At 72.3% G+C, this 25,575-nt stretch carries 24 protein-coding genes; 12 read left to right on the top strand and 12 right to left on the bottom strand.

Features of this window, described 5'->3' with window-relative positions; all coding sequences use genetic code 11:
• Positions 1 to 10: 10 nt before the first annotated feature.
• The gene (locus ACZ5K7_RS14935) at positions 11 to 793 is read left to right on the top strand and encodes a hypothetical protein (RefSeq protein ID WP_468913552.1); all 783 of its coding nucleotides are present in this window, start codon (positions 11 to 13) and stop codon (positions 791 to 793) included.
• A 172-nt stretch (positions 794 to 965) separates the two neighbouring features.
• On the opposite strand, the gene hutH is transcribed toward ACZ5K7_RS14935, so the two are convergent.
• The 3 genes from hutH to ACZ5K7_RS14920 form a co-directional block, all read right to left on the bottom strand.
• Positions 966 to 2,504, bottom strand: coding sequence for a histidine ammonia-lyase (gene hutH, locus ACZ5K7_RS14930; RefSeq protein ID WP_450972232.1), 1,539 nt, complete (start codon positions 2,502 to 2,504; stop codon positions 966 to 968).
• 101 nt (positions 2,505 to 2,605) lie between these two features.
• On the bottom strand, positions 2,606 to 3,748 hold the full coding sequence (locus ACZ5K7_RS14925; protein WP_351692998.1) for a GGDEF domain-containing protein: 1,143 nt from the start codon (positions 3,746 to 3,748) through the stop codon (positions 2,606 to 2,608).
• A gap of 96 nt (positions 3,749 to 3,844) precedes the next feature.
• Positions 3,845 to 4,639 (bottom strand): enoyl-CoA hydratase/isomerase family protein, encoded by a 795-nt coding sequence (locus tag ACZ5K7_RS14920; protein ID WP_468913549.1) that lies wholly within the window; start codon positions 4,637 to 4,639, stop codon positions 3,845 to 3,847.
• Positions 4,640 to 4,855: 216 nt separating this feature from the next.
• Between ACZ5K7_RS14920 and ACZ5K7_RS14915 the strand changes: the two genes are divergently transcribed.
• Entirely contained in the window at positions 4,856 to 5,569 is a 714-nt protein-coding gene (locus ACZ5K7_RS14915; protein ID WP_468913547.1) for a hypothetical protein, read from the top strand.
• 37 nt (positions 5,570 to 5,606) lie between these two features.
• On the opposite strand, the gene ACZ5K7_RS14910 is transcribed toward ACZ5K7_RS14915, so the two are convergent.
• The gene (locus tag ACZ5K7_RS14910; RefSeq protein ID WP_351693007.1) at positions 5,607 to 6,722 is read right to left on the bottom strand and encodes an adenylate/guanylate cyclase domain-containing protein; all 1,116 of its coding nucleotides are present in this window, start codon (positions 6,720 to 6,722) and stop codon (positions 5,607 to 5,609) included.
• A gap of 376 nt (positions 6,723 to 7,098) precedes the next feature.
• Positions 7,099 to 7,974 (bottom strand): biotin--[acetyl-CoA-carboxylase] ligase, encoded by an 876-nt coding sequence (locus ACZ5K7_RS14905; protein ID WP_351693010.1) that lies wholly within the window; start codon positions 7,972 to 7,974, stop codon positions 7,099 to 7,101.
• Between the two features lie 110 nt (positions 7,975 to 8,084).
• Here ACZ5K7_RS14905 and ACZ5K7_RS14900 point away from each other — a divergent pair, with 110 nt between their 5' ends.
• The 4 genes from ACZ5K7_RS14900 (at position 8,085) to ACZ5K7_RS14885 (ending at position 10,775) form a co-directional block, all read left to right on the top strand.
• On the top strand, positions 8,085 to 9,680 hold the full coding sequence (locus ACZ5K7_RS14900) for an acyl-CoA carboxylase subunit beta (RefSeq protein WP_468913543.1): 1,596 nt from the start codon (positions 8,085 to 8,087) through the stop codon (positions 9,678 to 9,680).
• A gap of 9 nt (positions 9,681 to 9,689) precedes the next feature.
• Positions 9,690 to 9,899, top strand: coding sequence for an acyl-CoA carboxylase epsilon subunit (locus ACZ5K7_RS14895; RefSeq protein ID WP_351693016.1), 210 nt, complete (start codon positions 9,690 to 9,692; stop codon positions 9,897 to 9,899).
• A 110-nt stretch (positions 9,900 to 10,009) separates the two neighbouring features.
• Positions 10,010 to 10,138, top strand: a complete 129-nt coding sequence (gene mmpB / locus ACZ5K7_RS14890) for a morphogenic membrane protein MmpB (RefSeq protein WP_351693019.1) — start codon at positions 10,010 to 10,012, stop codon at positions 10,136 to 10,138.
• Positions 10,139 to 10,172: 34 nt separating this feature from the next.
• Entirely contained in the window at positions 10,173 to 10,775 is a 603-nt protein-coding gene (locus ACZ5K7_RS14885; protein WP_351693035.1) for a Maf family protein, read from the top strand.
• Here ACZ5K7_RS14885 and ACZ5K7_RS14880 read toward each other — a convergent pair.
• Entirely contained in the window at positions 10,747 to 11,280 is a 534-nt protein-coding gene (locus ACZ5K7_RS14880; protein WP_351693038.1) for a hypothetical protein, read from the bottom strand. The genes ACZ5K7_RS14885 and ACZ5K7_RS14880 overlap by 29 nt on opposite strands.
• Positions 11,281 to 11,655: 375 nt before the next feature.
• Between ACZ5K7_RS14880 and ACZ5K7_RS14875 the strand changes: the two genes are divergently transcribed.
• Positions 11,656 to 13,428 (top strand): acetyl/propionyl/methylcrotonyl-CoA carboxylase subunit alpha, encoded by a 1,773-nt coding sequence (locus tag ACZ5K7_RS14875; RefSeq protein WP_351693041.1) that lies wholly within the window; start codon positions 11,656 to 11,658, stop codon positions 13,426 to 13,428.
• 74 nt (positions 13,429 to 13,502) lie between these two features.
• Positions 13,503 to 14,039 carry a TetR/AcrR family transcriptional regulator gene (locus ACZ5K7_RS14870; protein WP_468913537.1) on the top strand — a complete coding sequence of 179 codons (537 nt, stop codon included), beginning with the start codon at positions 13,503 to 13,505 and terminating at the stop codon, positions 14,037 to 14,039.
• A 106-nt stretch (positions 14,040 to 14,145) separates the two neighbouring features.
• On the opposite strand, the gene ACZ5K7_RS14865 is transcribed toward ACZ5K7_RS14870, so the two are convergent.
• Both ACZ5K7_RS14865 and ACZ5K7_RS14860 read right to left on the bottom strand, forming a co-directional pair.
• Complete coding sequence (locus tag ACZ5K7_RS14865) at positions 14,146 to 15,078, bottom strand: DeoR/GlpR family DNA-binding transcription regulator (protein WP_382533308.1); 933 nt, start codon at positions 15,076 to 15,078, stop codon at positions 14,146 to 14,148.
• 202 nt (positions 15,079 to 15,280) lie between these two features.
• On the bottom strand, positions 15,281 to 16,729 hold the full coding sequence (locus ACZ5K7_RS14860) for an NAD(P)H-quinone dehydrogenase (protein WP_351693050.1): 1,449 nt from the start codon (positions 16,727 to 16,729) through the stop codon (positions 15,281 to 15,283).
• A gap of 98 nt (positions 16,730 to 16,827) precedes the next feature.
• Between ACZ5K7_RS14860 and ACZ5K7_RS14855 the strand changes: the two genes are divergently transcribed.
• The 4 genes from ACZ5K7_RS14855 to ACZ5K7_RS14840 all read left to right on the top strand — a co-directional run bounded on the left by ACZ5K7_RS14855 (position 16,828) and on the right by ACZ5K7_RS14840 (position 21,720).
• Positions 16,828 to 17,268, top strand: a complete 441-nt coding sequence (locus tag ACZ5K7_RS14855; protein WP_351693053.1) for a gamma-glutamylcyclotransferase family protein — start codon at positions 16,828 to 16,830, stop codon at positions 17,266 to 17,268.
• A gap of 143 nt (positions 17,269 to 17,411) precedes the next feature.
• Complete coding sequence (locus tag ACZ5K7_RS14850; protein ID WP_468913533.1) at positions 17,412 to 18,236, top strand: purine-nucleoside phosphorylase; 825 nt, start codon at positions 17,412 to 17,414, stop codon at positions 18,234 to 18,236.
• Positions 18,237 to 18,634: 398 nt separating this feature from the next.
• A complete protein-coding gene (locus ACZ5K7_RS14845; protein ID WP_468913530.1) occupies positions 18,635 to 20,266 on the top strand; it encodes a phospho-sugar mutase in 1,632 nt (543 codons plus the stop codon).
• A 269-nt stretch (positions 20,267 to 20,535) separates the two neighbouring features.
• Entirely contained in the window at positions 20,536 to 21,720 is a 1,185-nt protein-coding gene (locus ACZ5K7_RS14840) for a hypothetical protein (protein ID WP_468913527.1), read from the top strand.
• A gap of 1 nt (position 21,721) precedes the next feature.
• Here ACZ5K7_RS14840 and ACZ5K7_RS14835 read toward each other — a convergent pair whose 3' ends face one another.
• The 4 genes from ACZ5K7_RS14835 to ACZ5K7_RS14820 form a co-directional block, all read right to left on the bottom strand.
• A complete protein-coding gene (locus ACZ5K7_RS14835) occupies positions 21,722 to 21,997 on the bottom strand; it encodes a hypothetical protein (RefSeq protein WP_468913524.1) in 276 nt (91 codons plus the stop codon).
• A 126-nt stretch (positions 21,998 to 22,123) separates the two neighbouring features.
• Entirely contained in the window at positions 22,124 to 23,011 is an 888-nt protein-coding gene (locus ACZ5K7_RS14830) for a phosphate ABC transporter ATP-binding protein (RefSeq protein WP_351693067.1), read from the bottom strand.
• A 20-nt stretch (positions 23,012 to 23,031) separates the two neighbouring features.
• Entirely contained in the window at positions 23,032 to 23,973 is a 942-nt protein-coding gene (locus tag ACZ5K7_RS14825; RefSeq protein WP_351693070.1) for a sortase, read from the bottom strand.
• An 89-nt stretch (positions 23,974 to 24,062) separates the two neighbouring features.
• Positions 24,063 to 25,529: an Ig-like domain-containing protein gene (locus tag ACZ5K7_RS14820; RefSeq protein WP_468913521.1), complete on the bottom strand. Its 1,467-nt coding sequence runs from the start codon at positions 25,527 to 25,529 to the stop codon at positions 24,063 to 24,065.
• Positions 25,530 to 25,575 lie beyond the last annotated feature (46 nt).

Below are 25,575 nucleotides of genomic sequence, written 5' to 3'. Positions count from 1 at the left end.
CAGTCCTCTCATGAAGAGATCATCGGGCGTGCGGATGTGCACCCTCGCCGCCGGCGGCGCACTGTCCCTCGCCCTCATCACGGGCTGCTCCGACGGGGGTTCGAAGGACACGGCCGCCACCGCGGACTCCGCCTCCACGGTCAAGGCGCTGAGCACCGCGCAGTTGAAGCAGCGGATCCTCGCGCAGGGCGAGGTGGACGGCTACAAGGTCAACGCGATCGGCGCGGCCGCACCGGTCCGGAGCAAGATCAAGACGAGCGACGAGAAGTGCCGCCCGCTGGCCTACGTCCTCACCGGCCTCGCACCGGCCGACGCGCCCGCGGAGATCGGCCGCACGGTCCGCGAGGACAAGAAGGACCCGACCGACGACGCGACCTCCCTCGACGACATGGCCGACGGAAAGTTCGAGGCCGCGCTCAAGGACTCCCTCAACCTGAACGTCACGTCCCTCGACCTGTCGTCGTACGACGGGAACGGCGCACAGCAGGCGCTGAAGGCCCTCTCGGCGGCGGTCAAGGAGTGCGCGAGCGGCTTCACGGGCGGCACGGCCGGCGACGAACAGAAGGTCACGCAGGTCACGGCGACCAAGCCCTCGGGCACCGGCGACGAGTCGGTGGCGTTCACGGCGGTCACGGAGATGGACGGCGACAAGGGCCCGCTGCACGCGGAGGTGGTACGCCACGGCAACACGCTCGCGACGTACTACACGATGAACATCGGCGCGATGATGTCCGGAAAGACGTACACGGTACCGACCCCGGTGATCAAGGCCCAGTCGACGAAGCTGAAGTAACACCCAGTTCCCCGCGCCCCTTTGAGGGCGCGGGGAACTGCACGTCTTGGGGGCGCGGGAAACTCCGCATCCGGGGGCGCGGAGAACTCCGCATCCGGGGGCGCGGGGAACTGCGCGTCTTGGGGGCGCGGGGAACTGCGCGACCGGCCCCCACGCACCCGCACCCGACGACCTACCGCAGCGCCCCGGTCACCTTCTCCGCGGCCTCCACAACCGCGCCGGTCCGCACGAACTCCTCCGCGGCCGCCAGATCCGGCGCGAGGTACCGGTCAGGACCAACCCCCCGCACCCCCGCGGAGCGCGCCGCCTCGATCACCGCCAGCGAGGCCGGCGCCGCCGTCAGGCCCTCCCGCAGCTCGATCGCCCGGGTCGCCGCGTACAGCTCGACGGCGATGATCCGCGCCAGATTCCCCACGGCCGTCCGCAACTTGCGCGCCGCCGACCACCCCATGGACACATGGTCCTCCTGCATCGCCGAGGACGGGATGGAGTCGGCCGACGCCGGGACGGCGAGCCGCTTCAGCTCACTGACCAGCGCCGCCTGCGTGTACTGGGCGATCATCAGGCCCGAGTCGACGCCCGCGTCGTCCGCCAGGAACGGCGGCAGCCCGTGGCTGCGGTTCTTGTCCAGCAGCCGGTCCGTCCGCCGCTCGGCGATGGACCCGAGGTCGGCGACCGCGATGGCGAGGAAGTCGAGGACGTAGGCGACCGGCGCGCCATGGAAGTTGCCGTTGGACTCCACCCGTCCGTCGGGCAGGACGACCGGGTTGTCGACGGCCGACGCCAGCTCCCGCTCGGCGACCAGGCGCGCGTGCGCGAGCGTGTCCCGCCCGGCCCCGGCGACCTGCGGAGCACACCGCACCGAGTACGCGTCCTGGACGCGCGGCGCGTCGTCCTGGTGGTGCCCGGTGAGCTGGGAGCCCTTGAGCACGGCGAGCATGTTGGCGGCGCTGTCGCCCTGCCCGGGATGCGGGCGGATCGCGTGCAGCTCGGGCGCCAGCACCCTGTCCGTACCGAGCAGCGCCTCCAGGCTCAACGCGGCCGTGACATCGGCGGACTTGTAGAGCATGTCCAGGTCGGCGAGGGCCATCACCAGCATGCCGAGCATGCCGTCGGTGCCGTTGAGAAGCGCGAGCCCCTCCTTCTCGCGGAGTTCGACGGGCGCGATCCCGTGCTCGGCGAGCAGCTCACCGGCGGGGCGGACGACGCCGTCCGGGCCCTCCGCGTCCCCCTCGCCCATCAGCGTGAGGGCACAGTGGGAGAGCGGGGCCAGGTCGCCGGAGCAGCCGAGGGAGCCGTACTCGTGCACGACCGGGGTGATACCGGCGTTCAGCACGTCGGCCATGGTCTGGGCGACCTCGGGACGCACACCGGTGTGTCCGGAGCAGACGGTCTTCAGCCGCAGGAACATCAGGGCCCGTACGACCTCGCGCTCCACCCGGGGCCCCATGCCGGCCGCGTGCGAGCGCACGATGTTGCGCTGCAACTGGGCCCGCAGTTCCGGGCTGATGTGCCGGGTCGCGAGGGCGCCGAATCCGGTGCTGACGCCGTAGACCGGCTCCGGCTTGGCCGCCAGCGCGTCCACGATCTCCCGGGCCGCCGCGAGCGCCGCGACCGCCTCCGCCGACAGTTCGACGCGGGCGCCGCCGCGCGCCACGGCGAGGACGTCGGACGCGGTGACACCGGACGTCCCCACCACCACAGTGTGCATATCCATATTCAGGAGCGTACGCAGTGAATGCGGCTGCTGTCACTAGTGGGGTACCGGGTTGCCCCTTACTTCTCCGTAGGTTCTGCGTCACAGCCGTACGGTCATGACCGCCGGCCCCGGAAACTGCGCCGCTCGGCCCGCTCCGGCGGGGGCGCGTCGGCCAGACGTACGACGGGATCGTCCGGCCCCTCCCGCCCGGCCACCACCGGCCGGTCCGCGCGCAGCGCCTTGGCACGGTACTGCGCCGCGTCGGCGAGCCGGAACAGTCGGCGGGCCGAGCGCACCGGCCCGATCGGGTCCGCGGTCGAGGCCACCCCGCACGCGACCCCCTCCCCCAGCTCCAACTCCCCGGCCCGGCGGCAGAGTTCCTCGGCGGCCTTGACCACGTCGTCGGCCGGCGGCCCGACCGCGAGCAGGCAGAACTCGTCCCCGCCGAGCCGCGCGGCCAGGGCGCCCGGGAGCATCGCCCCGCACAGGGAGAGGACCGAGCCGAAACGTTCGAGGAGACGGTCGCCGACGGCATGCCCCTGGCTGTCGTTGACCCGCTTGAGCCCGTTGAGGTCGCAGACGACGAGGCTGACCACGGCGTCGTCCGCGCGGTGCAGGTCGATCGCCTCGTCCAGGCGTACGTCGACGGCACGGCGGTTGGCGAGCCCGGTGAGCGCGTCGGTGTACGCCAGTCGGCGGGCCTCCTCGAGCCGCTCGGTCTGGGCTATCCCGGCGGCGACGACGGAGGCCAGGACGGTGGCGAAGTCGGCGTCGCCGCGGCCGAAGACGGGGGCATGGACGGCGCGGGCGACATACAGCTCGCCCCAGGCCCTGCCGTGCAGCAGGATCGGTGCCACCAGACAGCAGCCGCGGCCCCTGCGGCGCAGGGCGTCGACCCGCTGGTGCGAGTAGCCGGGTCGGCCGGCCGCGGGACCCTCCGCCGTCTCCACCCAGGCGTTGGGGCCGCCGCCGCCCGCCCAGCGTTCGTGCAGGAACTCGGTGATCTCCGGGAACTGGTGCACCGGGTAGGCCTCGGCCTCCGGGAACTCCTCCTCGTCCGGTGCGCGCTCCCCGACGTTCACGAGGACCCGCAGCCGGCCGAGGTCGCGCTCCCAGACGGAGAGCGCGCCGAAGCTGCCGTCCAGGGCACGGCAGGCGCCGACCGCGGCGGCGTGCCAGCACTCGTGCGGTGTGTGGGCCGCGGCCATGCCCTGCGCCAGCGTCACGACGGCGGCGAGCCGGTTGTCCTCACCCATTACTCCAGATTAGGGAGGATTGGGCGCATTCGGGACATGAGTGCGGCGAACAGGTGTTGTGACGACCTGTTTCGCCGCGGGCCGGCCACCCGCACCTCACTCCCCCGGCCACTCCGGCTTCCGCTTCTCGTTGAAGGCCGCGACCCCCTCCGCACGGTCTCCCGAGAAGGCCACCGTCCGCCATGCCGCGTCCTCGACCTCCAGCCCCGCCCGCAGGTCCAGCCCGTGTCCGAGCCGCAGCGCCCGCTTCGCCGCCCGCAGCCCCACCGGCGAGTTCCCCGCCATCCGCGCCGCCAGCGCCAGCGCCGCGTCCCGGTCCTGCCCCGTCTCCACCAGCTGGTCGACGAGGCCCAGCTCATGCGCCTCCGCCGCCTCCACCCGGCGCGCGGTGAAGATCAGCTCGGCCGCGCGGGCCGCCCCGACCCGGCGGGGCAGCAGCTGCGTACCGCCGCCGCCCGGAATCACCCCCACCGACACCTCCGGCAACCCCACCACGGCCGTGCCGTCGGCCACGATCACATCGCAGGACAGCGCCAGCTCGAAGCCCCCGCCGAGCGCGTAGCCGTGCACGGCGGCGATCGTCGGCATCGGCAGCTCCAGTACGCCGGTGTACGCCCCGCGCGACAGCGGCCGCGCCCGGACCAGCTCCGCGTCGCTCATGGAGTTGCGCTCCTTGAGGTCGGCGCCGACACAGAACGCCCGTTCGTGCGAGGAGGTCAGCACCACCACCCGGGCCTCCCGGTCGGCGCCCAGCGCGGCGCACGCGGCCACGATCGAACGCGCCATCTCCGCCGACACCGCGTTCATGGCCTTGGGCCGGTCCAGTACCAGCTCCGCGACCTGGCCGTGCCGTCGTACCAGCACGAACTCCCCGAACCGCTCCTCGCTCACGACACGCCCTCCGGTTAACGTGGGTTAACAGCCTGGACCCGATCATCGCAGTCGAGTCGTGAACGGGAAAGGGCAGCCGTCCGGTTCCCGCACCGACGCCCCGGCAACCCGTTCGAGTGACATCCCGCCCAAGTCCCCCCGGACCCCCCAGGGGAGCGCATACCGTGCGCACGCCACGGCGCATCGGGGGCGCGAGCGCATCGGGGAGGGATCGTGATGACCGAGACGTCGACGCAGCCGACGCCAGACACCGACCTCACGGCCGAAGAGCCGACACAGCCGACACCGCCGCCACAGCCGACGTCGGCCACGCGCACCGGGCAGCAGCCGACGGCACGGACCGGACCGGCGCCCACGGCGGCCCGGCCCCCGGCGCACACCGACCCGGCCGGCCCGCGCCGCTTCACCCCTCACCCCCGAGGCCGGCACCGCCGCCCCCGCCCCCGCAGGGGGCTCCTCGTCGCAGGCGGTATCGCGCTGGCCGCCGGGGCCCTGAGTCTCGTCCGCGTGAGCGTCGGTCCGGGCGCGGGCGGCCCCAGCGCCGCCGAGGCCGAACCCCGGCTGGATCCGGGCACCGGGACGGGCCGGTCGGCCCCCGCCGCCGTGACGGTCGCCACCGCCGCCACCGTTCCCCTGGTGAGCCCCTCGTCGACCTCGGTGGCGGGTGGGGTGAGCACGACACCGACGACGGTCTCCACCCGCGTACCCCTGCCGGTCACGCCCCCGTCCACCGCACCAGCCACCCCGGGTACGACCACCATCCCCGAGTCCCCCAACACACCGGCCCCCTCGACCACCCCACGGCCGACCTCGCCACCACCCCGAACCGCACCCCCCGCCACGCCCCAGCCGTCCACCCCCGCCCACCCCGGCCTCTGCGCCCCGCTCATCGGCCTGTGCGTCGACCTGCCGGGAACGCCCGTCGGCTAGCCCTCGCCCCTCCCTCACCCGCACGACCACGCGGACGTCACGGAGCGGCCGGGGGAGCCTCCCGGCGCGTGAGCAGCCACGGCTCCACGACGCCCAGGCCACGTACCGGGCGCTGCCACATCGGCTGGAGGGCGAAGCGGTACGTCGGGGGCTCCTCGCCCTCCTTCTCGGCGGTGGCCGCGGCCTCGGCGGCCTCCGCCTCCGAGGCGGGGGCCTCGCCGGAGCGGATCAGTTCCTCGGCGAACGCCGAGTCGACGAGCACGGCGTCCCGGGGGGCTATGGAGGTCAGCCGGGAGGCCAGGTTCACGGTCGTACCGAAGACATCGCCCATGCGGGTGGTCACGGTGCCGAAGGCCATGCCGACCCGCAGCTCCGGCATCGTCTCGTCGTGCGCCATGGTCTCGACCAGGCGCAGGGCGATGTCGGCGGCCGTGCCGGCGTCGTCGGCGGCGTACAGGACCTCGTCGCCGAGCGTCTTGATGAGCCGGCCGCCGCGGGCCGCCACCAGGTCGGCGGCGGTGGTCTCGAAGGCCTCGACCAGCTCGCCGAGTTCCTCCTCCTCCATCCGGCGGGTCAGCCGGGTGAACCCGACGAGGTCGGCGAAGCCGACGGCCAGCCGCCGGTCGACCATCTCCTCGTCGTCGGCCGACTGCACGACCCGGCCGGCCGAGGCGGCGAGCTGGCGGCGCCAGACGTAGACCAGGAACTCCTCCAGTTCCGGCAGGAGCAGCTCGACGATCGGGTACGTGACCTCGGTGCGGGTCATGCCCGGCTCGGGGGGCTCGGTCAGGCCCTCCAGGAAGGAATCCATCTGCCATTCGGCCAGACGGGCGGTGGTCTGCCCGGTCGACCGGGCCACCTGCACGGCCATGGCCTCGCTGAGCAGGCCCGCCTCGACGAGACCGGCGAGCCGGCGCAGGGCCAGCACGTCGGCCTCGGTGAGCGCCTTGGCCTGCCCGATGTCCGCGAAGCCCATGGCCCGCCAGAACCTCGACGCCAGTTCCATGGAGACGCCGGCGCTGCGGGCCGCCTGGAACGGGGTGTAGCGGCGCTCGGCACCGAGGATCAGGCCTTCGAGGCGCAGCGCGAGCGGGTCCTCGCCGGAGTCGGCGGCGTCCGCGCCCTCGCCGGAGCCCGTGTCGTCGACGGTCACGCCTGCTGCCCTTCCGATCTGCCGCGGTCGCATACTGACCGGCCTCAACTCTACGGCAGCTGTGCGGTAGCTCACTTCGTGAGGTGGGCCGATGTCGGGTACCCCCCGGCCGACGTTCTCCGGGGGCTGCGCCCCGGACTCCTGCGCCAGGGGACGGACGGCCCGGATCCCACCCCGGCGGCCGGTGGGGGCCGATCGCGCCCACGCGGCGGTAGCCGCAAATCGACCAGAGCCCCGCCCCTTACGGGGCACGTCGTGGCTGCGGGCCGTCGTGCCGCCGGGGCGATGGGGGAGGCATCCTGCCGGCGCCGGTAACCGACACCCCGCCCCGGCCCCGACACGCCCCCACCGGCTCACACCGCCCCCGCACCCGCCCTCACGCCGGTCGCAGGTGCACGATGTCGCCCGCTCCCACCGGCTCCTGCACGCCCGCCTCCGTGGCGATCACCAGTCGTCCGTCCCCGTCCACGGCCACCGCCTCCCCCACCAGCGACCGGTCTCCCGGCAGTTCGGCCCGGACCGTCCGCCCCAACGTCGCGCACCCCGCCGCATACGCCTCCTGGAGCCCACTGAGCGCCGGATCGCCCTCAGCAGCGCGCCAGCGCCCGTACCAGTCCTCCAGGGACCGCAGCACCGCCCGCAGCAGCGGATCGCGGTCCGTGGTCACCGCGCCGGCCAGCGCCAGCGACCCGGCCTGCGGCACCGGCAGCTCCTCCGCACGGAGCGTGACGTTGATGCCGACGCCGACCACGACACCGTCCTCGCCGGCCCGCTCCGCCAGGATGCCGCCGGCCTTGCGCTCCTCGTCACCGACGGTGACCAGCAGGTCGTTCGGCCACTTCAGTGCCGTATCGACACCGGCCACCCGCGCCAGCCCCGTCGCCATCGCCACCCCGGTGAGCAGCGGCAGCCAGCCCCAGCGGGCCACCGGCACCTCGGCCGGCTTCAGCAGCACCGAGAAGAACAGGCCCGAGCGGGCCGGCGCCGTCCACTGGCGGTCCAGGCGGCCCCGCCCGGCCGTCTGCTCCTCGGCGACGAGCACGGCACCCTCGTCCGCGCCCCCCGCGAGGGCCCGCGCCACCAGGTCCGCATTGGTGGAGCCGGTGCGCTGCACGACCTCGATGTCGCAGTAGAGGCCGCCATGACCGCCGTCCCGCACCAGCGCCCTGCGCAGTCCCGCCGCCCCGAGCGGTGGACGGTCCAGGTCGGACCAGCGATTGTTGTTCTCGTCTGCTGCATCTCGCGGCGTCATGCAAGCCACCCTAGATGTGGTGTACGCCGCACTGCCGTTTGGTAGGTGCCCCACTACGCTACGGATGAGTAACCGTCCCCCCTTTTGAGCAGGCAGGGAGCCGCATCCCGATGTCCGAGCCGGAAGAGATCGACATTCACACGACCGTGGGGAAGCTCGCGGATCTCCAGCGCCGTGTCCACGAAGCGACACACGCCGGTTCGGAGCGCGCGGTCGAAAAGCAGCACGCCAAGGGCAAGTTGACGGCCCGTGAGCGGATCGAGCTGCTCCTCGACGAGGGCTCCTTCGTCGAACTGGACGAGTTCACCCGCCACCGCTCCACCGACTTCGGCCTGGAGCACAACCGCCCGTACGGCGACGGCGTCGTCACCGGGTACGGCACGGTGGACGGCCGCCCGATCGCCGTCTTCTCCCAGGACTTCACCGTCTTCGGCGGCGCTCTCGGCGAGGTCTACGGCCAGAAGATCGTCAAGGTGATGGACTTCGCCCTGAAGACCGGCTGCCCGGTCATCGGCATCAACGACTCCGGCGGCGCGCGGATCCAGGAGGGGGTCGCCTCCCTCGGCGCCTACGGCGAGATCTTCCGCCGCAACACGCACGCGAGCGGGGTGATCCCGCAGATCAGCCTGGTCGTCGGGCCCTGCGCAGGTGGCGCCGTGTACTCCCCGGCCATCACCGACTTCACGGTCATGGTCGACCAGACGTCCCACATGTTCATCACCGGCCCGGACGTCATCAAGACGGTCACCGGCGAGGACGTCGGCTTCGAGGAGCTGGGCGGCGCCCGCACCCACAACTCGGTCTCCGGCGTGGCCCACCACATGGCCGGCGACGAGAAGGACGCCATCGAGTACATCAAGCAGCTGCTGTCGTACCTGCCGTCCAACAACCTCTCCGAGGCCCCGGTCTTCCCGGAGGAGGCCGACCTGGCCGTCACCGACGAGGACCGCGAGCTGGACACCCTGGTCCCGGACAGCGCGAACCAGCCGTACGACATCCACACGGTGCTCGAACACGTCCTGGACGACGGCGAGTTCTTCGAGACGCAGGCCCTGTTCGCGCCGAACATCGTCACCGGCTTCGGCCGGGTCGAGGGCCACCCGGTCGGCATCGTCGCCAACCAGCCGATGCAGTTCGCCGGCTGTCTGGACATCAAGGCGAGCGAGAAGGCGGCCCGCTTCGTCCGCACCTGCGACGCCTTCAACGTCCCGGTCCTCACCTTCGTCGACGTCCCGGGCTTCCTGCCCGGCGTCGACCAGGAGCACGACGGCATCATCCGCCGCGGCGCCAAGCTGATCTACGCCTACGCCGAGGCGACGGTCCCCCTGATCACCGTCATCACCCGCAAGGCCTTCGGCGGCGCCTACGACGTCATGGGCTCCAAGCACCTGGGTGCCGACCTCAACCTCGCCTGGCCGACCGCCCAGATCGCCGTCATGGGCGCCCAGGGAGCCGTCAACATCCTGCACCGCCGCACGATCGCCGAGGCGGAGGCCGGCGGCGCGGACGTCGAGGCCGTCCGCGCCCGCCTGATCCAGGAGTACGAGGACCACCTCCTCAACCCCTACACCGCCGCCGAACGCGGCTACATCGACGCGGTGATCATGCCCTCGGACACCCGCCGGCATGTCGTCCGAGGCCTGCGCCAGCTCCGTACCAAGCGCGAGTCCCTGCCGCCGAAGAAGCACGGCAACATCCCCCTGTAAGGAGCCGCTGTGACGATCAAGGTCATACGGGGCAACCCGACCCCGGAGGAACTGGCCGCCGCACTGGCGGTGATGAGGGCGAGAGCGGCGGCCATGGCAGCCGCCCCGTCCGGCACCCCGACGGCAAGGGCCGCCTGGTCCGACCCGTCCCGCATCGCCCAGCACCACGTCCCCACCCCGAGCCCGACGGCATGGACCCGCACGTACTGGCCGAGCTAGGGCCAGACGGCCAGGGGCGCGGGGAACCGCGCACCCAAGGGACACGCACGGCGCCGATTTGAGTACGGCTACTCAGGCGCCCCAACCCGGCCGAGCCGCACGCTGGTGCCATGCTGTGGTCGGACCCTGACGACGAGCCGCCGAAGGACCTGCAAGACGTGCAGAAAGCCCTCCGGCGGCTCGGCATCCTCCTGGCCCTGGTCATGATCCTGCTGATGATCGTTCTCGGCGTGAGATGAGCCACCGGCCGGCGCCCACCGATACGCTGGCGCCATGCGCAGACTCGTCCTCGCCTCCCAGTCCCCCGCCCGGCTGAACCTCCTGCGCCAGGCGGGTCTCGCCCCCGAGGTGATCGTCAGCGGCGTCGACGAGGACGCCGTCACCGCCCCCACCCCGGCCGAGCTGGCCCTCGCCCTCGCGGAGGCCAAGGCTTCCGTCGTCGCCGCCCGCCCCGACGTACAGGGCGCGATCGTGATCGGCTGCGACTCGGTGCTGGACCTCGACGGCCAGGCACTCGGCAAGCCGGCGGACGCCGAGGAGGCGACCGCCCGCTGGAAGTCGATGCGCGGCCGGGCCGGCACCCTCCAGACCGGGCACTGCGTCTGGGACACGGCGGGCAACCGGCACGTGTCGGCGACCGCGTCCACCGTCGTCCGGTTCGGCGAGCCCACCGACACGGAGGTCGCCGCGTACGTCGCCTCCGGCGAACCCCTCTACGTGGCGGGCGCGTTCACCCTGGACGGCCGCAGCGCGCCGTTCATCGACGGCATCGAGGGCGACCACGGCAACGTGATCGGGATCAGCCTGCCCCTGGTCCGCCGGCTGCTCGCGGAGCTGGGCATCGGCATCACGGAGTTGTGGGCGCCGGCGGAGTGACCGGCCCGGCGACCGGCGCGTCCTTCCTGGGTTCCGGTTCCGGGTCACCGCCCGCCGAACCGGGACCGGAATCGTCCGCGCCGCCGTCGGCGTCCGCCCCGGCGCCGGCACTCTCCACACGGTCGTACGTCATCAACAGCAGCACGATGAGGGCGAGGACGACCACCATGGCCAGGAACGCGGTCGTGCCGATCAGGCTCCACGCCACGGCGCCCAGCAGACCGTGTACGACCGCGACGCTGATCAGCAGGATGCGGCCGAGGCCGGCGGGCGCCCGGTTGCGTATCGCCACCAGCAGGGCCACCAGGGCGCACAGGGCGAAGTAGAGGCCGAAGACCACGGCGCCGATCTTCGCGGTCATCGACATGTTGTCGGGGTCGAGGCCGGCCAGGGACATGTCCTGTCGGTCGACGACCACTCCCATGAACCAGTTGAGCGCGGCGATGCCGAGTGCCTCCGCGAGGAGTACGACCGTCACGATCCAAGCCACCGGTCTGCGCACCACCGGCCCCCACCCACTTTCGGTCGCGGCCCGCCAGGAGCCGCTGTTACTTGAAGTACGTTCAAGACATCGCGAACGCTACTAACGGGTAAACCCGGGGACAAGGGGCCGGGCATCGGCAAAGATTCGTTGGGCCATTCGTAGGGACTCCACAAAGAAACGTTGTGGGGCGCGGCACGCTCTCACAGAGACCTTGAGCACATCGCGGGGCTAGGGTTTTCCGAAGGAGTCCTGCGTACCTTGGTGCGACAAGGGCTTTCGCGGGTCGGGCGAGCCTCGCATCACGCTCCGTGTGGGCAAGCTCACCATTGGGGACGGGTCGAAGTGCCGTGTCGGCCTTCCCTAAACTCGGCTTGTTTCAAGGAGGGAGCCTCAATCGTGCGCAAGGTGCTCATCGCCAACCGTGGCGAAATCGCTGTCCGCGTGGCCCGGGCCTGCCGGGACGCAGGGATCGCGAGCGTGGCCGTCTACGCGGACCCGGACCGGGACGCTCTGCATGTCCGCGCCGCGGATGAGGCGTTCGCCCTGGGCGGTGACACCCCGGCCACCAGCTACCTGGACATCGACAAGGTCCTGAACGCGGCACGCGAGGCGGGGGCCGACGCCGTCCATCCGGGCTACGGCTTCCTCTCCGAGAACGCGGAGTTCGCCCAGGCGGTCCTGGACGCGGGTCTGACCTGGATCGGCCCGCCGCCGCAGGCCATCCGCGACCTCGGCGACAAGGTGGCCGCCCGGCACATCGCCCAGCGGGCCGGCGCCCCCCTGGTCGCCGGCACCCCGGACCCGGTCTCGGGCGCCGACGAGGTCGTGGCCTTCGCGGAGGAACACGGCCTGCCGATCGCCATCAAGGCCGCCTTCGGCGGTGGCGGACGCGGCCTGAAGGTCGCCCGCACCCTCGAGGAGGTCCCGGAGCTGTACGACTCCGCCGTCCGTGAGGCGGTGGCCGCCTTCGGCCGCGGGGAGTGCTTCGTGGAGCGCTACCTGGACCGGCCGCGGCACGTGGAGACCCAGTGCCTGGCCGACAAGCACGGCAACGTGGTCGTCGTGTCGACCCGTGACTGCTCGCTCCAGCGCCGGCACCAGAAGCTGGTGGAGGAGGCCCCGGCCCCCTTCCTGTCCGACGCGCAGGTCGCCGAGCTGTACCGCGCCTCCAAGGCCATCCTCAAGGAGGCCGCCTACGAAGGCGCCGGCACCTGTGAGTTCCTGGTCGGCCAGGACGGCACGATCTCCTTCCTGGAGGTCAACACCCGGCTCCAGGTCGAGCACCCGGTGACCGAGGAGGTCGCCGGCATCGACCTGGTCCGCGAGATGTTCCGGATCGCCGACGGCGAGGAGCTCGGCTACGACGACCCGGAGCTGCGCGGCCATTCCTTCGAGTTCCGGATCAACGGCGAGGACCCGGGCCGCGGGTTCCTGCCCGCCCCCGGCACGGTCACCACCTTCGACGCGCCCTCGGGCCCCGGTGTCCGCCTGGACGCGGGCGTGGAGGCCGGCTCGGTCATCGGCCCGGCGTGGGACTCCCTGCTGGCCAAGCTGATCGTCACCGGCCGGACCCGCGCGGAGGCCCTCCAGCGGGCCGCCCGCGCCCTGGACGAGTTCCAGGTCGAGGGCATGGCCACGGCCATTCCCTTCCACCGTGTCGTCGTCCGCGACCCGGCGTTCGCTCCCGAGCTCACCGGCTCCGCGGACCCGTTCACGGTCCACACCCGCTGGATCGAGACCGAGTTCGTCAACGAGATCAAGCCCTTCGCCGCCCCGGCCGACGCCGAGGCGGAGGAGGACGCCGGCCGCGAGACGGTCGTCGTCGAGGTCGGCGGCAAGCGTCTGGAGGTCTCCCTCCCGGCGTCCCTGGGCATGACCCTGGCCCGCACCGGCCTCGCCGCCGGCGCCAAGCCGAAGCGCCGGGCCGCCAAGAAGTCCGGCCCGGTCGCCTCCGGTGACACCCTCGCCTCACCGATGCAGGGCACGATCGTCAAGATCGCGGTCGAGGAGGGCCAGGAGGTCAAGGAGGGCGATCTGATCGTCGTCCTGGAGGCCATGAAGATGGAGCAGCCGCTGAACGCCCACAAGTCCGGCACCATCAAGGGCCTCGCCGCCGAGGTCGGCGCGTCCCTCACCTCCGGCGCCGTGATCTGCGAGATCAAGGACTGACGAGACCCCGAACCGCGTCGCCCGGCGAACGGCACCCGCCCGTTCGCCGGGCACCCGACTTTCTGGAACGGCCCATGCGCGCCGACGCCCGCCGCAACCACGACCGGCTGCTCGCCGAGGCCCGCGCCGTGTTCGCCGAGCACGGCACCGACGCCTCGCTGGAGGACGTGGCCCGGCGGGCGGGCGTGGGCATCGGCACCCTGTACCGGCACTTCCCGAACCGGCACGCCCTGATGAGCGCGGTCTTCGAGGACGCGGTGAACGAACTCCTCGCCAGGGCCGCCGAGTTGCGGTCTGCCCCCGACCCGTGCCGGGCTCTGCTTACCTGGCTCCACGAGGTGGTCGGCCATGCGGCGGCGTACCGGGGCCTGTCGAGAGCCTTGATGTCAGCCTCATCGGCCTCGGCCCTGTCCCGCTGCGGCACTCCGATGCGGGAGGCGGGCGCGGCCCTGCTGGCCCGGGCTCAGGAAGCGGGCACGGTACGGGCCGACGTACAGATCACCGACCTGCTCCAGCTCACCCACGCCATCGCCCTGGCGGCGGAGGAGTCACCGGGGGACCCGGATCTGGCGGACAGATTGCTGGAACTGACGTTGCGCGGACTCACCTAGGGGCGCGGGCCGGTATCGGGATGCGGCTGCCGCCGCGGGGGCGCGGGCAACCACATCCGGCCCGCACCCGCCCAGGCACCTGCACCCCTACGGCGACCAGGCAGCCTCACCGCCGCCGCATATCGGCGACCCGCCCCCGCTCGGTCCCCGTCGGCTGCTCTCCGTTCAGCATCGAAGCCGACCGCAGGCCCGACCCGGGCACCTGACTCCGCCGCGGCCCCGGAAGGGATACGTCCCGACGCTGCTGATGCTGTTGCTGGCGCGCCGGGACCTGATCACCCCCCGGGTTTCCCGACGCTCCGGCCACAGCGATCTGCACCCCCTGATCGGCGAGGGCCTGGAGCTCCGTGGCGGCACGGTCGTCGTGAGCCGGCGGCTCGTCCGTGACCAGCCGGGTGATGACGTCCGTCGGCACGGTCTGGAACATGGTGTCCGTACCGAGCTTGGTGTGGTCGGCGAGGACGACCACCTCCGCGGCGGCCTGCACCAGCGCCCGGTCGACGGACGCCGACAGCATGTTGGACGTGGACAGCCCCCGCTCGGCCGTCAGGCCACTGCCCGACAGGAAGGCCTTCGACACCCGCAGCCCCTGCAGGGACTGCTCCGCTCCGGAGCCGACCAGGGCGTAGTTGGAGCCGCGCAGGGTGCCGCCGGTCATCACGACCTCGACCCGGTTGGCATGGGCCAACGCCTGCGCCACCAGCAACGAGTTGGTGACGACGGTGAGTCCGGGCACCCGCGCCAGCCGACGGGCGAGTTCCTGGGTGGTGGTACCCGCCCCTACCACGATGGCCTCGCCCTCTTCGACGAGACCCGCGGCGAGATCGGCGATGGCCGTCTTCTCGGCGGTCGCGAGATGTGACTTCTGCGGAAAGCCGGACTCCCGCGTGAGCCCGCCCGGCAGTACCGCACCGCCATGCCGGCGGTCGAGGAGTCCTTCTGCCTCCAGTGCGCGCACGTCCCGCCGTACGGTCACTTCTGAGGTCTGGACGACGCGGGCGAGCTCACGGAGCGATACGGCCCCGTTCGCGCGCACCATTTCGAGGATCAATTGGCGACGTTCTGCAGCGAACACGAAACTGACAGTAACCCCAACGACCGTCTGGTTTCAGCAGTTTGCGCCGAATAGCAGAAGTTGTTCGCACAGCAGGGTCGGAAGTGGTATAGGAGCTACCCCACCCGACTATGCCGCACGCATGCTCGACAACTCCCCGTGACCAGCGGGGAGTCGGTTCCGGCCGTCAGAGTTCGCTGCCGGTCTTCCGGGTGTGCAGCTGCCGCGCGACCTCCGCGATCGACCCCGAAAGAGACGGGTACACGGTGAACGCGTTCGCGATCTGTTCGACCGTCAGATTGTTGTCGACGGCGATCGAGATCGGATGGATCAGCTCCGAGGCCCGCGGCGAGACCACCACACCGCCCACCACGATCCCCGTCCCCGGCCGGCAGAACATCTTCACGAAGCCGTCCCGGATGCCCTGCATCTTCGCGCGCGGGTTGCGCAGCAGGGGCAGCTTCACGACCCGGGCGTCGATCTTGCCGGCGTCCACATCGGCCTGCGTGTACCCCACCGTCGCGATCTCAGGATCGGTGAAGACATTCGACGACACCGTCTTCAGGTTCAGCGGAGCCACCGCGTCGCCCAGGAAGTGGTACATCGCGATCCGCCCCTGCATGGCGGCCACCGAGGCCAGCGCGAACACACCCGTCACGTCACCGGCGGCGTACACCCCCGGAGCCGTGGTCCGCGACACCTTGTCGGTCCAGATGTGCCCGGAGTCGCGCAGCTTGACGCCCGCCCCCTCCAGCCCGAGACCGGCGCTGTTCGGAATCGCGCCGACGGCCATCAGACAGTGCGAACCGCTGATGACCCGGCCGTCCGCGAGCGTCACCTCGACCCGGTCCCCGACCCGCTTGGCGGCCGCGGCCCGCGACCGGGCCATGACGTTCATGCCACGGCGGCGGAAGACGTCCTCCAGAACAGCGGCCGCGTCCGGATCCTCACCCGGCAGCACCCGGTCCCGCGACGACACCAGCGTGACCCTCGACCCCAGCGCCTGGTAGGCGCCGGCGAACTCGGCACCGGTCACACCCGACCCGACCACGATGAGCTCCTCGGGCAGCTCGTCGAGGTCGTAGACCTGGGTCCAGTTCAGGATGCGCTCGCCGTCGGGCTGGGCGTCGGGCAGCTCCCGGGGATGACCGCCGGTCGCGATCAGCACCGCATCCGCCGTAAGGGTCTCCTCGCTCCCGTCCGCGGCCGCGACCACGACCTTCCGCGACCCGTCCAGGGCCTGCATGCCCTCCAGCCGCCCCCGCCCCCGCATGACGCGGGCTCCGGCACGCGTCACCGAGGCGGTGATGTCGTGCGACTGAGCGAGCGCGAGCCGCTTGACACGCCGGTTGACCTTGCCCAGATCGACCCCGACCACCCGCGCCGCCTGCTCCAGCGGCGGGGTGTCGTCGGCGACGATGATCCCCAGCTCCTCGTACGAGGAGTCGAAGTTGGTCATCACCTCGGCCGTGGCGATAAGGGTCTTCGACGGCACGCAGTCGGTCAGCACCGACGCTCCGCCCAGACCGTCGCAGTCGACGACGGTCACCTCCGCGCCGAGCTGCGCTGCCACCAGCGCAGCTTCATAGCCGCCGGGTCCGCCACCGATGATCACGATCCGAGTCACGTACTCCATTGTCCCGCACCCCTCAAGGTGCTACTGCCCGGGGGGGCGCCACCCGGTGCTTCCTGGGGCTGGAGAGGTACCTGGGACGGCTGCCGTACCCTCTCCCCATGTCGTCGCTCTACGCCGCGTACGCCGGCAATCTCGACGCACGGCTGATGTCCCGCCGCGCCCCGCACTCCCCCCTCCGCGCCACCGGCTGGCTGAACGGATGGCGGCTGACCTTCGGCGGTGAGCAGTTGGGCTGGGAGGGCGCGCTGGCGACGATCGTCGAGGACCCCCTCTCCCAGGTCTTCGTCGGCCTCTACGACCTCGCCGCGATGGACGAGGAGTCCATGGACCGCTGGGAGGGCGTCGGCATGGGCATCTACCGCCGGGCACGCGTGCGCGTGCACACGCTGGAGGGCGAGGAGACCGCCTGGCTCTACGTCCTCGACGGCTACGAGGGCGGCCTCCCGTCGGCCCGCTACCTGGGTGAGATCGCCGACGCGGCGGAGTCGGCGGGCGCCCCGCACGACTACGTCATGGAACTCCGCAAGCGCCCCTGCTGAGCCCCCAAACCACACAGACCACCCACAGCCAGAACAAAAGTTACCCGCGTCACACCGCTCGTTGGAAACGACAAGACAACGATCGTCATCCCGTGACCTCAGTCATCTACGCGCGTAGGCCCAGACCAGCTACTCTCATCCGCGTGAACGCATCTCTTCTTCCGGACGACATCCAGGGCGACCCCCATGCCGCTGCCGGGGCGGCCGCCGGGCGCCTGCGCGAGCTCACGGGCGCCGAGACCCACGACGTCGCCCTCGTGATGGGCTCCGGCTGGGCTCCGGCCGTCGACGCCCTGGGCGCTCCCGACGCCGAGTTCCAGGTCACCGAGCTGCCCGGCTTCCCGCCGCCGGCCGTCGAGGGACACGGGGGCAAGATCCGCTCGTACTCCTTCGGTGACAAGCGCGCGCTGGTCTTCCTGGGCCGCACGCACTATTACGAGGGCCGCGGTGTCGCCGCCGTCGCGCACGGCGTCCGCACCGCCGTCGCCGCCGGCTGCAAGACCATCGTCCTCACCAACGGCTGCGGCGGCCTGCGCGAGGGCATGCGCCCTGGCCAGCCGGTCCTCATCAGCGACCACATCAACCTCACGGCGACCTCCCCGATCGTCGGCGCGAACTTCGTCGATCTGACGGACCTCTACTCCCCCCGCCTGCGCGCCCTGTGCAAGGAGATCGACCCCACCCTCGAAGAGGGCGTCTACGCGCAGTTCCCCGGCCCGCACTACGAGACGCCGGCCGAGATCCGCATGGCCCGCGTCATCGGCGCGGACCTGGTGGGCATGTCGACGGTCCTCGAAGCGATCGCTGCGCGTGAGGCGGGCGCCGAGGTCCTGGGCATCTCCCTGGTGACCAACCTGGCGGCGGGCATGACCGGCGAGCCCCTCAACCACGAGGAGGTCCTCCAGGCGGGCCGCGACTCGGCGGCGCAGATGGGCGAGCTGCTCGCGCAGGTACTGGGCAGGATCTGAGAAACGCGGCAGAGGGTGCCACGAAGGGCCGTAGAGCGACTGCGGGACCGCCGGCGGCCGGTCGCGCAGTTCCCCGCGCCCCTGAGCGAACACACGCACCCGGCGCCACAACAGACCGTCGGCCACACGGGCAGCCCACAACGGACCGTTGGTCGCATGAGCGGTCCACCATGGTCCTTGGCCGTCGGCCGTCGGTCGTCGGTCGCGCGCGGCGGGGAGGGGACGGGGTGGGGAGTTTCCGCCCGCAGTGGCCGGCGTCCGTCGCCCTGTGCGGGACGAGAGACAGCACCGCCGGTCCGAGCCCGGCCCCGGCCCACCACCACCCGTAGGCGCTACGCGCACCCCCACCGAAGCAGCACCGGCGCCGCAGGCACACCACGAGAGGTTGGACGACGACCGTGCAAGACGATCTCATCGCCCGGGCCAGGACCTGGCTCGCCGAGGACCCGGACCCCGACACCCGCGACGAGCTGGCCAAGCTGATCGACGCCGGTGACCTCACCGAACTGTCGGCCCGCTTCAGCGGCACCCTCCAGTTCGGCACCGCCGGCCTGCGCGGCGAACTCGGCGCCGGCCCCCAGCGCATGAACCGCGCCGTCGTCATCCGCGCCGCCGCCGGCCTCGCCGCGTACCTGAAGAACCACGGCCAGACCACCGGCACCGTCGTCGTCGGCTACGACGCCCGCCACAAGTCCGCCGACTTCGCCCGCGACACCGCCGCGGTCATGACCGGCGCCGGCCTCCACGCCGTCGTACTCCCCCGCCCCCTCCCCACCCCCGTCCTCGCCTTCGCCATACGGCACCTCGGCGCGGTCGCCGGCGTGGAGGTCACCGCCAGCCACAACCCGCCCCGCGACAACGGCTACAAGGTCTACCTCGGCGACGGCTCCCAGATCGTCCCGCCCGCCGACGCGGAGATCGCCGCCGAGATCGACTCGATCGCGAGCCTCCACGACGTCCCCCGCCCCGACACCGGCTGGGAAACCCTCGACGACGCGGTCCTGGAGGCCTACCTGGCCCGTACGGACGCCGTCCTGGCCCCCGGCTCCCCCCGCACCGCCCGGACCGTCTACACGGCCATGCACGGCGTCGGCAAGGACACCCTCCTCGCCGCTTTCGCCCGGGCCGGCTTCCCCACCCCCGCCCTCGTCACCGAACAGGCCGACCCGGACCCGGACTTCCCGACCGTCGCCTTCCCCAACCCGGAAGAGCCCGGCGCGATGGACCTCTCCTTCGCGAAGGCCCGCGAGACCGACCCCGACCTGATCATCGCCAACGACCCGGACGCCGACCGCTGCGCCGCCGCCGTCAAGGACAACGGCGAATGGCGCATGCTGCGCGGCGACGAGGTCGGCGCCCTCCTCGCCGCCCACCTGGTCCGCCGCGGCGCCACCGGCGTGTTCGCCGAGTCGATCGTCTCCTCCTCCCTCCTCGGCCGGATCGCCGAGAAGGCGGGGCTGCCCTACGAGGAGACCCTCACGGGCTTCAAGTGGATCGCCCGCGTCGACGGCCTGCGCTACGGCTACGAGGAGGCCCTCGGCTACTGCGTCGACCCCGACGGCGTCCGCGACAAGGACGGCATCACCGCCGCGCTCCTGATCACCGAGCTGGCCTCGGTCCTCAAGGAGGAGGGCCGCACCCTCCTCGACCTCCTCGACGACCTCGCCGTCGAGCACGGCCTGCACGCCACCGACCAGCTGTCGGTCCGCGTCGAGGACCTCTCCGTCATCGCGGACGCCATGCGGACGCTCCGCGAGCAGCCCCCGGCCGCGCTCGCCGGCCTCCCCGTCACCAAGGCGGAGGACCTGAACCGGGGCACGGACCGGCTCCCGCCCACCGACGGCCTGCGCTACACCCTCACGGGCGCCCGGGTCGTCGTCCGCCCCAGCGGCACCGAGCCCAAGCTGAAGTGCTACCTGGAAGTGGTCGTCCCGGTGGCCACGCACGCCGACCTCCCGGCGGCCCGCGCCAAGGCGACCGAGACCCTGGACGCGATCAAGCGGGACCTGTCGACAGCAGCCGGCATCTGAACCGAGGGGCGCCCCCGGGCGCCCCTCGGCCCACCGCCCCGGTTGGCGTCGGCGTCGGGAGGGCCTCGCGGAGCCAACCAGGCAGGCAGCCAGGCAGCCAGACGTGCCGTTCCGGACCTCGGGTTGGCCCATGTACGGGCCCGTAGCACCCCATCGGGTGATTTCCCGGCGGTAGTTGACCCGGGTACCACGCCGTGCCCCGGCGGCCGGGAAACGGTGGTCGGGTAACGCCCGCCACCGCCGTCGTACCGGAGTCTGGAGCCGCCGCCGTGTCCTCGACCGCCCCCGACACCGCCCCCAGCGGACACATCCCGGGCTCCCGACGACCCCGCCTCCCCACCGCGGCCGTCCCACGCCACGCGCTGCGCCGGGCGGCACCGGCCCTCGCCGCGTATCTCGGCGTACGGCTCACCGGGCTGGTGTTCCTCGCCGTGTGGGCGCACCGGCGGCACCACGGGGTGTGGCCGATGCTGGCGGCGCAGTGGGACTCCCGGTGGTACCTCGGGATCGCCGACCACGGGTACGCGCACACACTCGGCCTCGCCTACGACCACAACAACCTGGCGTTCTTCCCGCTGTATCCGCTGCTGGTCAAGGCCGTGGCCGTGCTGACCCCGGGCACCCGGGCCAGTACCGGGCTCGGGCTCACGTGGCTGGCGTCGCTGGTCGCCGCCTGGGGCGTGTTCGCGGTGGGCGACCGGCTGGGCGGGCGGCGGGTCGGGGTGCTGCTCACCGTGTTGTGGGCGGCGTACCCGGTGGGTCTCGTGCAGTGGATGGGCTACACCGAGTCGCTGTTCACGGCGTTCGCCGCGTGGACGCTGTACGCGGTGCTCGCCGAACGCTGGCTGTGGGCGGCGACGGGAGCGGTGCTGGCGGGGCTGACGAGGCCGACCGGCATCGCGGTGGCCGCCGCGGTGACGGTCACCGCGCTGCTCTCCCTGCGCACCCGCTTCTCGGCCCGCGCCCTGACGGCGGCCCTGGCGGCCCCCCTCGGCTGGTGCGCGTACGTCGGCTGGGTGGGCCTCCGGCTGGGCCGCTGGGACGGCTACTTCGCCGTACAGCGGATGTGGCACAACGAGCTGGACGGCGGGGCGGAGACCATGCGCTGGCTGCGGCACCTGTTCGGGCAGGTCCCGCGGCCGGAGCTGTTCCTGGTGGTGGTGAGCCTGACGATGCTCGCGTCGGTCGTGCTGTTCGGGCTCGCGGTGGCGGACCGGCAGCCGGTGCCGCTGCTGGTGTTCTGCGCGGTCCTGCTGGTGATCGTGGTGGCCAGCGGGGGCGTCTACTTCCCGCGGGCCCGCTTCCTCCTGCCCGGCTTCCCGCTGCTGCTGCCCGTCGCCGGGTATCTCGCCCGCGCGTCACGGCGGTTGCGGGTGCTCGCGCTGACGGCCGCGGTGGCGGGGTCGGCGTACTGCGGTGCGTACATGCTGCTGGTGTGGCCGAGCGCGCCGTGATTCATGTCAGCACGGCGACGAGCGTCACCGCACCGGAGAAGGCCACGATCACCCACTGCTCCACGGCCACCCCGAGCCAGAGCCCGGCCGCGCCGATGAGCCCGACGAACACGCTGCTCCAGGGCGTCCACGTCCCGCCGCGGAACAGCGCGTCGCCGCCGCTGCCGATGCCGAAGCCGAAGCCGAAGCCGTTGACCGGACCACCCGCGCCGCTCTTCTTCTCTCGATACCCCTCTCGCGTCCCCCCTCGATCCTTCTCCGGCGTCGGGCCGAACACGGGCTCCAGCCACCCGACGCGTGTCCAGCCGTAGCCGGCCGGCCGTCACCGAAGGGAGAGCGGTATGCCGCGGGACTGGAGCGTGAGGTCGCCCCGGCAGGGGCCGTGGGAGGGGCCGCCGCGGCCTTACCCGAAGCGGCCGTTCACGTAGTCCGTGGTGCGCGGGTCCTGCGGGTTGCCGAACATGTCCTCGGTGGGGCCGTGTTCGACGATCACACCGGGGGTGCCCTGCTCGGCGAGGAAGAAGGCGCACTGCTTGGAGACGCGGGCCGCCTGCTGCATGTTGTGGGTGACGATCACGATGGTGACCTCGTCGGTCAGCTCGTGGATCGTCTCCTCGATACGGCGCGTCGAGGTCGGGTCGAGGGCGGAGCACGGTTCGTCCATCAGGAGGACCCGGGGCCGGACCGCGAGGGAGCGCGCGATGCACAGGCGCTGCTGCTGGCCGCCGGAGAGCGCGCCGCCGGGCTGGCGGAGCCGGTCCTTGACCTCTTTCCACAGGCCCGCCTTGGTGAGGCACTCCTCGACGAGCCAGTCCTTGTCGTCGCGGCCCGCCCTGACCCCGGCCAGCTTCAGGCCGGCGGTGACGTTGTCGTAGATCGACATCGCGGGGAAGGGGTTGGGCTTCTGGAAGACCATGCCGATCTCGCGGCGGGCGTGGGTGATGCGGCGCCCCCGGTCGTAGATGTCGTCGCCGTCGAGGAGCACCCGGCCGGAGAGGGAGGCGGAGCCGACCAGCTCGTGCATGCGGTTGAGGATCCGCAGGAACGTGGACTTGCCGCAGCCCGACGGGCCGATGAGCGCGGTGACCGTGCGGGCGGGCATGACGAGCGAGACGTGCTCCAGCACCTTGTGGTTGCCGAACCAGGCCGAGATGGCGTCGGCCTCCAGCGTCGCCGGGTCGCTCTGCGCGGTGGCGGCGCCGAGCCTCGGCGCCTTGACGGCGGTGATCCTCTCCGTCGGGTCGAGGATCTCGTCGACGAGGGTGCCGGACGTGTCGGTGGTGTCGGACATGATGGTGGACTCCTCGTCGTTCAGAGCAGGTTGGGCAGCAGTCGGGTGGCGGCGCCGGAGACGGCGAGGCCGAGGGCGGCCAGGACGGGGACGCTGACGATCCAGGTCTGCCAGCGGCCCCACACACGGTAGGCGGCCACGGTGAGCAGGGCGGCCAGGAGCAGCGCCTGCGACCAGAGGAAGACCGGGAGCCAGGCGGCGCCCTCACTGCCCATGGCCTGCTCGGAGCCGTTGATCCAGCCGAGGGACAGCGGGCGCGGCGGGGCCGGCTGGACGGGGCTCGTCAGCTCCGCGTCGACGCGGATCGTGCCGGAGGGGGTGTACGGGCCGCCCTCTGCGGTGATGAGCGTGAGCCGGCCCTGGTTCGCCGTGAGGACGGCCGGCAGCGGGTCGCCCTCGCGCCGGATGCCCGTGACCTTGTAGATGGCGGTGCCCTGACCGGTCGTCACCCGGATGTCGCTGCCGACGGGCAGCTCGTGCAGGTGGTTGAACGGGCTGCCGTATCCCCACTGGCGGCCCATGATCACGCTGGTGCCGGCCTGTCCCGGCAGCGGGGTGTCCCGGCGGTGGCCCGGTCCGGACATCAGCACACCCGAGGTGGTGCCCTCGCCGACGACCTGCCGGATGCCCAGGGCAGGAATGCGCAGCAGGGCGACCGGAGCGCCCGGCTCCAGCATCTTGCCGTCGTACGTCTGCTGGCCCACCGGGGCGACGCCCAGGGCGAGTTGCCGGCGGAACTCGTCGTACGCGGTCTGCTGGTCGCGGCTGTGCTGGAGGTGCCCCACGAGGGTGAGGTTGGCGGCGAAGCCGAGGAGCAGGGCCGAGAGCAGGCACAGCGCGACCCCCGCGAAGGCGAAGCCGGGGCGCTCGGCCCGCGGCGCCACCGCACGGGGCCGGGGCTCGGGTTCGGGCGCCGGCGCCGGCGGCGCCTGGGCCGGCGGGGGCGGGGACAGAACGGTCACGGGGCGCGCTCCTGTGAAGAGGTGTGGGGTGGAGAGACGGAGACGCGGGCGGCGGGGCGGGGGCCCGCCGCCCGTGTCCGCGCGGTCGGTCAGGCCCGGGGCTCGCCGAAGGTCAGCAGCCCGTTGCGGCGGCCGTACCGGACGAAGGCGATGCCGGCCGCGGTGAGGACGACGGCGCCGACGCCGGAGAACAGCGCGATCTGGCTACCGGTGGAGGCGAGGCCGCCGCCGGAACCGCCGGAACCGCCGGACGTGCCGGAGGTGCCGCCGGAGGTGCTGTCGCCGCCCGTGCCGCCGGAGGTGGTGCCGGACGTGCCGCCACTGGAGGAACCGTCGGTCGGCTCGGTGGAGGAACCGTCCGTGGGCTCGTCGGTGGGGTCGTCCGTGGAGCCGTCGGTCGGGCTCGCGGAGGGGGACTCGGAGGAGGGTTCGGCGAGGGTGAAGTCCACCGCTCCCACGGCGTTGACACCGCCGGTGCAGTCGGGGCTGTAGTCCCAGTTGGTCTGCCCGGCCACGGCGTCGTCCGGCACGGTCAGCGAGGCCCAGGTCACCGTCCCGCTCGCGTCGGCCGTGGCGTCGGGGAACTCGGTGTCGTTGCTGCGCATGGCCATCGAGTACTTGGTGCCGGCCACACACCCGCGGATGACGACCTTCACCGACTGGCCGCGCTCGAGCACCGGGTTGTAGTCGAGCAGGGTCCCGGAGTCCTTGTCGTACATCTCGTACCTGGGCAGCTGCGCGGTGACCCGGGTGGGCGTGGATTCCGAGGATCCCCACTCGGCGGTACTGGCCGGGGTGAACTCGGCGACGATGTCGTGCGCTCCCTCGGCCAGGGCCGGCGTCGTGAACACGGCCTTCCCGCCCGTGACCGTGGCCTGGCCCAGCGTCGTGTCACCGTCCAGGAAGGTGACGCTGCCGGTCGCCTCCGCGGGGGAGAGAGTCGCGGTGAGCTTCGACGTCCCGCCGGGTGCGACCACGGCGGGGTCGGCCCCGAGAGCGACACTGGTGGCCGTGGCACCTTCCCCGACCACCCACTGGTTGCCGGTGACGGTGATCTTCTGGGACCAGTACGGGTCGCCCGGCACGATCGACGAGGGCGGAATGGACCAGTCGTCGTTCTCGACGCACCGCAGCCGCAACTCGTACGTTCCGTCGCCCGCGATGATGTCGGACAGGCTCCTGACGTCCACACCGGGGTTGTCCGCCGCGGCCAGCGAGACCGTCGAGGACGCCTCGGTGTAGGGCGCCTCGTTGGTGATGCCGGTCACCGCTACCGCCTCGGTGCCGTCGGGCTTGACCACGTACAGGGCGAGAACGCTGTTCCAGTTGATGTCCTCGATGGCGGCGTCGGGACATGCGCCGGAGAACCCGAGGGAGCCGGCGATCGGCTGCGCATCGGTCAGGCTCCCGCTGCCGGGCGTCATGGTGAAGTCACCGACCGAGGCCGCCCGGGCGGGCTGGGACTGTGAGGTGACCAGGGCTACGAGGCCCAGGACGACCAGGGCACAGGCGGCCGCGAGGGCGGCCGCTCTTCGGAACGGATGTGGCACTGTCATGGCTTGGCCCCCCGGGGGACGGTTGACGGATGTACCGGGACAGCGC

The sequence above is a fragment of the Streptomyces sp. NPDC031497 genome, from assembly GCF_055580905.1.
Note: the sequence above shows the minus strand (reverse complement) of the source record. Positions and strands in the feature narration are given on the sequence as shown.